Source organism: Aeromicrobium sp., from assembly GCF_036675695.1.
Classification (GTDB): Bacteria; Actinomycetota; Actinomycetes; order Propionibacteriales; family Nocardioidaceae; genus Aeromicrobium.
The window spans coordinates 1-8,463 of record NZ_JAKFEL010000268.1 but is presented as its reverse complement, the minus strand read 5'-3'; the positions used below and the strand labels follow the sequence as shown (position 1 = coordinate 8,463).

Below are 8,463 nucleotides of genomic sequence, written 5' to 3'. Positions count from 1 at the left end.
CTAGGCGACGAGCTCGTTGACGAAGACGCCGACCTGGCTGAATGCATCGATGACCGCTCCGGCCGCGTTGCTCACGGCATCGGCCGCGCCAGCAGGCGCCGTCAGCAGGTAGTAGACCCCGAATCCAACGACGAGCAACGTGATGACTTTCTTCAGCACAAGCCCATTGTTAACGATTGGGCGGCTCAGGGTGCGGACGGCGCGCCGCTGGGTCAGAGATTCTCGATCAGGGTGTCTGCGGCGGCGTACGGGTCCGTGGCGCCGCCGAGCACGTCTGCCGCAAGCGTGTCGAGCCGAGCATCGCCGGAAATGTCACCGAAGCGCAGACGTACGGCGTTGAGCGCGAGCGCCTCGATCTCACGTCGGGTTCGAGCGAGACGACGGCGGCCCAGCTCCCCCGTCTCCGTCAGATATGCGTGATGCAGTGCTATCTGCTCAGCGACTTCATCGACGCCTTCGCCAGTGGTGGCGACGGCCAGAAGAACTGGCGGTTTCCACGCATCGTCACCGCGATCGGATATTGCCACGACGGATCGGAGCTCACGACGCGTCGACGCAGCTCCCTCGCGGTCGGCTTTGTTGACGACGAAGATGTCACCGATCTCGAGGATGCCCGCCTTGGCGGCCTGGATGCCATCACCCATACCGGGTGCCAACAGCACCAGCGTCGTGTCGGCGAGCCCCGAGATCTCGACCTCGGACTGACCCACGCCGACGGTCTCGACCAGTACGACATCACAGCCTGCCGCATCGAGCACTCGCAGTGCCTGCGGTGCGGCGACCGACAAACCGCCTAGGTGCCCCCGGCTGGCCATCGATCGGATGTAGACACCCTCGTCCGTCGCGTGGTCTTGCATACGGATGCGGTCACCCAACAACGCCCCGCCGGAGAACGGGGACGTCGGATCGACGGCGAGTACGCCCACGCGTCGCCCTTGCGTACGCAACGCCTTGACCAGCGCCGAGGTCGAGGTCGACTTGCCGACGCCGGGCGCCCCGGTCAAGCCCACGATGTGAGCTCGACCGGTGTGTGGAGTCAGCGCAGCGCTGACCTCTCGCAGCTCAGGTGCCTGGTCCTCGACCAGCGAGATCAGACGAGCGACTGCCCGGGCCTCACCGGCCTGGGCGCGCTCGACGAGATCGGCGACCGAAACCGCCTTGCTGGCCGTGGGACTACTTCTTGGGTACGCGGATGATCAGGGCGTCACCCTGACCGCCACCGCCACACAGAGCAGCTGCGCCGATGCCGCCACCGCGACGACCGAGCTCCAGCGCCAGGTGCAGCACGATGCGAGCGCCACTGGCACCGATCGGGTGACCCAGAGCAATGGCTCCTCCGTTGACGTTGACCTGGTCCTCGGAGATGCCGAGCTTGGCGGCGCTCTCGAGTCCAACCGCAGCGAATGCCTCGTTGAGCTCGAACAGGTCGATGTCGGAGACGGCGATGCCTTCCTTCGCAGCGGCCTTCTCGATCGCGTTGGCTGGCTGGAGCTGCAGGCTCGAGTCGGGGCCGGCAACCGTACCGGCGGCACCGATCTCGGCGATCCACGAGAGACCCAGCTCTTCGGCCTTGGCCTTGCTCATCACGACAACAGCGGCAGCACCATCGGAGATCTGGCTGGCCGAGCCTGCCGTGATGGTGCCTTCCTTGCTGAACGCGGGGCGGAGCTTGCCGAGCGACTCGGTCGTCGTGTCGCCACGAACGCCTTCGTCCTCGGAGATGACGACATCGTCACCGCGGCGGCTCGGAATCGTCACCGGGACGATCTCTTCGTCGAACACGCCATTCTTCTGGGCGGTCGCCGCGAGCTGGTGCGAGCGGGCGCTGAATGCGTCCTGCGCTTCGCGGGTGAGCTTGATGCCATCGGCGTTGATCTGCTCGGTCAGTCCGCCCATGGCCTGGTCGGTCAGCGCGTCCCAGAGGCCATCCGCAGCCATGTGATCAACGAGCTTGGTGTCGCCGTACTTGGTGCCTTCGCGCGAACCCAGCAGCATGTGCGGAGCCTGCGTCATCGACTCCTGGCCACCAGCAACGACGATCTCGTACTCACCAGCGCGGATCAGCTGGTCGGCGAGCGCGATGGCGTTGATGCCGGACAGACACACCTTGTTGATCGTGATGGCTGGGGTCGAGAGCGGGATGCCGCCCTTGAACGCTGCCTGTCGCGCGGGAACCTGACCGGCTCCAGCGCCCAGAACCTGACCCATGATCACGTAGTCAACCTGTTCACCGGTCACACCGGCCTTCTCGAGGGCACCCTTGATGGCCAGGCCACCGAGGTCTGACCCGGAGAGGCCCTTGAAGCCACCCAACAGGCGGCCGATCGGCGTACGAGCTCCGGCAACGATCACGTTCTGCGACATGTGTATTGCTCCTTCAGAAGACAGTTGTTCCACTTTACTCACGAGTAACGGATGTGTGACGGGCGTGTGCGCGGGATCACCTCCGACCCTACGACTGAACTGCTCTACCCTCTAGTCATGCCCAGCGACCCCCTTGTTCCAGGCCACCTGCTGCTCGCGATCGATCACGTCGGCATTGCCGTACCCGATCTCGATGACGCCCTCGAGATGTATGCCTCAACGTTCGGACTGCACTCGATTCACGAGGAGATCAACGAAGAGCAGGGTGTCCGCGAGGCGATGCTCGCCGTCGGCGATTCAGGCAGCTGCATTCAGCTCCTTGCCCCGCTGAGCGATGATTCGACGATTGCCAAGTTCCTGGCCCGCAACGGTCAGGGCATCCAGCAGCTCGCCTATCGCGTGTCGGACATCGATGCCGTGTCGGAGACGTTGCGCGAGCGCGGCGTACGTCTGCTTTATGACGCACCCAAGCGCGGCACCTCTGACTCACGCGTCAATTTCGTCCACCCCAAGGATGCTGGCGGAGTCCTGGTCGAGCTCGTCGAACCCGCGGCCCACGCCGCTCACTGAGGGCAGGATCACAGCCCGACGCGATGGCCCCACAAGTTAACGCCAAGTAACATCGCGGAGACCCCAAACCGAAGGACGCCCCGTGCAGAACATCCTTGACGCCATCCTCGCCGGAGACACCGCCCCCGAGGACTTCGCCACCATCGAGCTCCCCGAGACCTACAAGGGCATCACCGTCCACAAGGACGAGGTCGACATGTTCGAGGGCATGGCCAGCCGGGACAAGGACCCGCGCAAGAGCCTCCACCTCGACGACATCCCGATCCCCGAGCTCGCTCCCGGCGAGGCGCTCGTCGCCGTGATGGCCAGCGCCATCAACTACAACACCGTCTGGACCTCGATCTTCGAGCCCGTCTCGACATTCAACTTCCTTGAGCGTTACGGCCGTCTGTCGGAATACACGAAGCGCCATGACCTGCCGTACCACGTGGTCGGCTCCGACCTCGCCGGCGTTGTCCTGCGCGTGGGTCCCGGCGTCAACAAGTGGGCGCCCGGCCGTGAGGTCGTCGCCCACTGCCTGTCGGTTGAGCTTGAGGCTCCCGACGGACACAACGACACGATGATGGATCCCGAGCAGCGCATCTGGGGCTTCGAGACCAACTTCGGTGGACTCGCCCAGCTGGCCATCGTCAAGGCCAACCAGCTCATGCCCAAGCCCAACCACCTCACGTGGGAAGAGGCCGCATCACCGGGACTCGTCAACTCGACGGCCTACCGCCAGCTCGTCTCGACCAACGGCGCCAACATGAAGCAGGGCGACACCGTCCTGATCTGGGGCGCTTCCGGTGGTCTCGGCTCGTACGCAACGCAGTTCGCGCTCAACGGTGGCGCGACGCCCGTATGTGTCGTCTCGTCGCCCGAGAAGGCCGAGATCGTGCGCTCGATGGGTGCCGAGCACATCATCGATCGCTCCGCTGAGGGCTACAAGTTCTGGAAGGACGAAAACACCCAGGACCCCAAGGAGTGGCAGCGCTTCGGCAAGAAGATCCGCGAGCTCACCGGCGGAGACGACCCCGACATCGTGTTCGAGCACCCGGGTCGCGAGACCTTCGGCGCCAGCGTCTACGTCGCACGCAAGGGCGGAACAATCGTCACGTGCGCCTCGACCTCGGGCTACATGCACCAGTACGACAACCGCTACCTCTGGATGAACCTCAAGCGGATTGTCAGCTCTCACTTCGCCAACTACCGCGAGTCGTGGGAAGCCAACAAGCTGATCGACAAGGGTCTGATTCACCCGACCGTCTCCCGTGTCTACAAACTCGAGGACACCGGACAGGCAGCCCTCGACGTGCACCACAACCTTCACCAGGGCAAGGTCGGCGTGCTGTGCCTGGCGCCCGAAGAAGGCCTCGGAGTGCGTGACGAAGAGAAGCGCGCCAAGCACATCGACGCGATCAACAGGTTCCGAGGGGTCTGAGGAACGAAGACCCGAGGAACCCGTCAAGGATCGTCGAGGGGTCTGAGGAACGAAGACCCGAGGAACCCGTCAAGGATCGTCGAGGGGTCTGAGGATCTGAGCCTGGAATGATTGGAGCCTCCCGCTTTGGGGTGTTTTGCTGCCACGAGCGGGAGGTATGGTGTACGGCACAACCAATTCAGCCACATATTTCGAGGGAACCGCATGTCCGAACAGTCCGGATTGTCCATCTTTGACGCCGCGCAGAAGGCTGCCGACGCATCGTTCCCGCTGGCACGCCGCGGTGGATATGACAGCGATGCAGTCGACGCCTGGGTTCGTTCACAGTCCGCGGAGTTCAAGAGTGCCGCCGACACCGTCAAGAAGTTAGAGGCCGAGAACGAGAACCTCCGCGAGCTGATCGAGAAGCTCAAGGACCGCGTCGAGGCTGTCGAGAAGCCGACCTACACCGGTCTCGGCAACCACGCCGCCCAGCTGCTCGGCCTCGCTGAGCAGGAGGCCGAGGACGTACGCAACCGCGCCGTGCGCGAAGCCGACGAGCTCGTCAAGAAGGCCGAAGAAGAGGCGAGCATGGTTCGCGCCGCCGCCAACCACGAGGCCGAAGAGATGCGCACAAAGGCTGTGACCGAGCTTGAGGAGAAGCGCAAGCAGCTCCTCGAGGACGCCGAGGCCATGCACGCCGACGCTCTCGCCCACACCGAGGATCTCCGCGCCCACGCCGAGCGTGAAGCAGCCCAGGTCAAGCTCGCCGCTGAGCAGGAGGCGCAGAACCTCCGACTCGGCGCGACCCGCGAGGTCGAGCAGGCCCGTGCTGCTGCTGACCGTGAGGTCACCGAGGCGCGCCGCGTACTCGCTGTCGAGAAGGAGCGTCTCGCCCGCGAGGCCTCTGAGCACCACGAGTCGGCCAGCTCGCAGACCGCCAAGCTCGTCGCCGATGCCGAGTCCCGCGCCAGTGCTGCTGACGAGCGCGCCCGCGAGATCATGGCGAAGGCGTCCAAGGCTCGCGACATCGCCTCCGAGGAAGCAGCACGCGTTCTCGAGGGTGCCAAGTCCGAGGCGTCGGCGATCATGTCGAGCGCCAGCTCGGAGGCCCAGCAGATCCGGGTCACCGCGACGACCGAGATCGAGCGTCAGACGCGCACACTGCGCGCCGAGGTCGAAGAGCTCCAGCGCAAGCGCGACGGCATCATGTCGCAGATGGGCCAGCTCCGCGACATCGTTTCGACCTTCGCTCCGAGCCTCCCCGCCAAGGACTCAGCCCCCAAGGACGAGCCCAAGGCCCCCGCAGCCAAGGCAGAGCCCAAGGCACCTGCAGCCAAGGCTGAGCCCAAGGAAGACGACGCACCCAAGACTGAGGTCATGGCCGCCGTCAAGGACGACGACGCCAGCTAATCGTTGTCGAACGCGGCCACCGTACGGTCTTTGTAGGCCGAGGAGTCCGCGCGTTCCATCGGTCCGTCCCAGGTGTTCGGCAACGGCACCGGGACGTCCGGTGCGAGCTTCCTGACGATCTCGTCAAGAACTCGCTCGGAGTCGCCCACCCAGAGGTGCTTGGCGCCCTCAACACCGATGACCTCGGCCTGAGGGATCGCGGCGAATCGTTCACGAGCCTCGGGCGGCTGAAGGTAGTCGTCGTGTTCGGGGATGAGCGCTGTCACCGGCTTGCCTGAGTCCGCCCAGGCCTTGAGGTGTTGCGGCCCAGCAGAGCGAATGGGCGGCGAGAGCAGCACAACGCCCTCGACCGACGGCTCGAGCCCATACATCAGGGCGAGATCCGTGCCGAATGACCATCCGACGATCCAGAGGTGGGGCAGCTCGGCGAACTCCGCGTGCTCGACGGCCGCAGCCACGTCGAACTGCTCCCCCACTCCGCTGTCGAACTCGCCCTCACTCGTGCCCTGGACGCTCGACGTTCCCCGCGTATTGAACCGCAGGACTGCGATTCCTGCCAGTGCAGGAAGGCGATAGGACGCCTTGCGGAACAGGTGGCTGTCCATCATGCCGCCATGTGTCGGCAACGGGTGCAGACAGATCATGGTCGCCACCGGCGGGCGGTCGATCGGTGTCGCCAACTCCCCCACCAGGCTGAGTCCGTCTGCCGTCTCGAGCGTGATGGCCTCACGGTTGGCCGGTAGCACGGAGTTGCCACGTATGCGCTCGCTCATCAGTGCTTCCTCGTCCAGCACGCAGAGTGCCAATGTCGTCGTTCGTCGATGGCTGCCTCGCTGAGCAGTGCCTTCTCGACCGGCCAGGCAACAACGTGGGGCGTCGCGACGGCGATCAGCTGGCCGCATCCGGGGCACCGATAGGTCTTGGATGAGCCACGGAGCGGACGGAAGTGCCAGTCACCGTCGGCCTTGGTCTCCACGCGCTCGGGCGTTGGCCGTCCGGTCGGCCGCTGACGCGGGGCGACACGACGACGAGGCATGCCCAGAGTCTACGGTCGACGCGCTGGCGCCCGATCAGAAGCAGTAGCGGCGGATCCAACCCTCGCGGGCGCTGGACGCGGCGATCGCCTGCTCGAAGGTGAGCACCTGGACCTCGGACTGGGCCACAGCCTGGAACAAGATCGTGTCGGTGAGTGCTGGCTCTTCACGGCACGTCAGTCCACGGGCTACCTGCTCGGAGATCGCTGCCGCCAAAGCGGTGTTCGTGGCTGGTTGCGCAACGACGGTACGCGTAGAGGGAACTGCGTTGTAGTGAGTCGCGAATGCCTGAACAGCGATGTAGGCAACGAACAAGACCGCGACAGCCGTCATCGCGCTGACCCGGACGAGCCGAGAAACGGCAACAAGGTGGGCTGAGCCCGCCGTCACCACTCCTGTTGCGTTGACCTTCACGTCAAAGCCAACGAGGCCGGAGACCCGGAAGTTACCGGTTTTTCAGGAAATAAACGCCACGCCGATATGGCGTAACTTTTGGGCGACTAGTACGTGTGGAAGCCTGCTCCGGTCTTGCGACCGAGCTTTCCTTCTGCCACGACGCTCTCGAGCAGCGGTGCGGGCGTCCATCCCGCGTGCCCGAATGTCTCGACCAGGGAGTTCTGGATCGCAAGGGACACATCGTTGCCGACCACGTCGAGAAGCTGGAACGGGCCGAGTGGAAGCTGGGTCGCCTTCATGGCTTCGTCGATCGACTCGAGGGAGTCGCCGTCGGCTTCGTGCAGCTTGATGGCGTCGTTGAGGTACGGGAACAGCAGCGCGTTGACGATGAAGCCAGCGCGGTCAGTGCAGGACACCGGGTGCTTGCCGGTTGCCAGGCAGAGCGCACGTACGGTCTCAGCGACGTCGGCCGACGTGTCATCACCGGACACAACCTCGACGAGCTTCATCACGGGCGCAGGGTTGAAGAAGTGCATGCCGATCACGTCGGCGGGGCGATTGGTCGCGGCGGCGCAGTCATTGATCGACAGTGACGAGGTAGTCGTGGCGAGGATCGCGCCGGGCTTGCAGATGCGGTCGAGGTCGCGGAACAGCTCGAGCTTGATGTCGAGGTCTTCGGCGATGGCTTCGACGACGATGTCAGCGTTAGCGAGCGCTTCGCGCTCGGTCGAGCCGGTAAGGCGATCGAGCACGTTGGACTTGCCGTCCTCGTCGAGCTTGCCGCGCGAGATGGCCTTGTCGAGGCTCTTGGTGATCGCGGCGAGAACGCCAGCGACCTTGTCTTCGCCGCGGCCGACGTACACGACGTCGTAGCCGGACTTGGCGAACACCTCGACGATGCCGGACGCCATGGTGCCGGTGCCGACAACGCCGACCGTCTTGATGTCGTGCCGCAGGTCAGGAGCAGCGACCGAGCCGGCGACCGAGGTCTGGGCGAAGGTCGAGTCGTCCCCAGCCATCGTGGTGAGCAGGCTGGTCGGCTGGTGGACCGGGTCACCGGTCTCGGCGAAGAGCGCCTCGAGTCCGGTCGTGACGGTCTTGGCGCCGATTGCGTCGATCAGGGCCAGCGGGCCGATCGGGTAGCCACAGCCGAAACGCATCGATGCGTCGATGTCGTCGCTGGTGGCGTAGCCACTCTCGTACATCGTGGCGGCGTGGTTGAGGTACGGCAGCAGCAGCGTGCGCGCGATCTCGGCGTTTCGGTCGCTTCCGGCCAGTTGGTCGACG

The 8,463-nt window shown here is 65.0% G+C and carries 9 protein-coding genes and 1 pseudogene; 3 read left to right on the top strand and 7 right to left on the bottom strand.

Annotated elements, in window-relative coordinates:
* The 3 genes and pseudogenes from V6M39_RS17995 to V6M39_RS17985 all read right to left on the bottom strand — a co-directional run bounded on the left by V6M39_RS17995 (window position 1) and on the right by V6M39_RS17985 (window position 2,364).
* Window positions 1-159: a hypothetical protein gene (locus V6M39_RS17995; protein ID WP_309968320.1), complete on the bottom strand. Its 159-nt coding sequence runs from the start codon at window positions 157-159 to the stop codon at window positions 1-3.
* A gap of 53 nt (window positions 160-212) precedes the next feature.
* Window positions 213-1,166: pseudogene (gene meaB / locus V6M39_RS17990) on the bottom strand (methylmalonyl Co-A mutase-associated GTPase MeaB); the annotation flags it as partial.
* Window positions 1,167-1,173: 7 nt separating this feature from the next.
* On the bottom strand, window positions 1,174-2,364 hold the full coding sequence (locus V6M39_RS17985; RefSeq protein ID WP_332645196.1) for an acetyl-CoA C-acetyltransferase: 1,191 nt from the start codon (window positions 2,362-2,364) through the stop codon (window positions 1,174-1,176).
* 117 nt (window positions 2,365-2,481) lie between these two features.
* Between V6M39_RS17985 and mce the strand changes: the two genes are divergently transcribed.
* The 3 genes from mce (at window position 2,482) to V6M39_RS17970 (ending at window position 5,746) form a co-directional block, all read left to right on the top strand.
* The gene (gene mce / locus V6M39_RS17980) at window positions 2,482-2,934 is read left to right on the top strand and encodes a methylmalonyl-CoA epimerase (protein ID WP_332645195.1); all 453 of its coding nucleotides are present in this window, start codon (window positions 2,482-2,484) and stop codon (window positions 2,932-2,934) included.
* An 82-nt stretch (window positions 2,935-3,016) separates the two neighbouring features.
* A complete protein-coding gene (gene ccrA / locus V6M39_RS17975) occupies window positions 3,017-4,354 on the top strand; it encodes a crotonyl-CoA carboxylase/reductase (RefSeq protein WP_332645194.1) in 1,338 nt (445 codons plus the stop codon).
* Between the two features lie 204 nt (window positions 4,355-4,558).
* Window positions 4,559-5,746, top strand: coding sequence for a hypothetical protein (locus V6M39_RS17970; RefSeq protein WP_332645193.1), 1,188 nt, complete (start codon window positions 4,559-4,561; stop codon window positions 5,744-5,746).
* On the opposite strand, the gene V6M39_RS17965 is transcribed toward V6M39_RS17970, so the two are convergent.
* The 4 genes from V6M39_RS17965 to V6M39_RS17950 all read right to left on the bottom strand — a co-directional run.
* A complete protein-coding gene (locus V6M39_RS17965; protein ID WP_332645192.1) occupies window positions 5,743-6,519 on the bottom strand; it encodes an alpha/beta hydrolase in 777 nt (258 codons plus the stop codon). The genes V6M39_RS17970 and V6M39_RS17965 overlap by 4 nt on opposite strands.
* Window positions 6,519-6,782: a hypothetical protein gene (locus tag V6M39_RS17960; RefSeq protein ID WP_332645191.1), complete on the bottom strand. Its 264-nt coding sequence runs from the start codon at window positions 6,780-6,782 to the stop codon at window positions 6,519-6,521. Before V6M39_RS17960 ends, V6M39_RS17965 begins: the two co-directional genes overlap by 1 nt.
* Before the next feature lie 34 nt (window positions 6,783-6,816).
* A complete protein-coding gene (locus tag V6M39_RS17955) occupies window positions 6,817-7,194 on the bottom strand; it encodes a hypothetical protein (RefSeq protein ID WP_332645190.1) in 378 nt (125 codons plus the stop codon).
* Between the two features lie 86 nt (window positions 7,195-7,280).
* Window positions 7,281-8,463 (bottom strand): 3-hydroxyacyl-CoA dehydrogenase family protein (locus tag V6M39_RS17950; protein ID WP_332645189.1); only part of this gene is annotated, 1,183 nt, incomplete at its 5' end.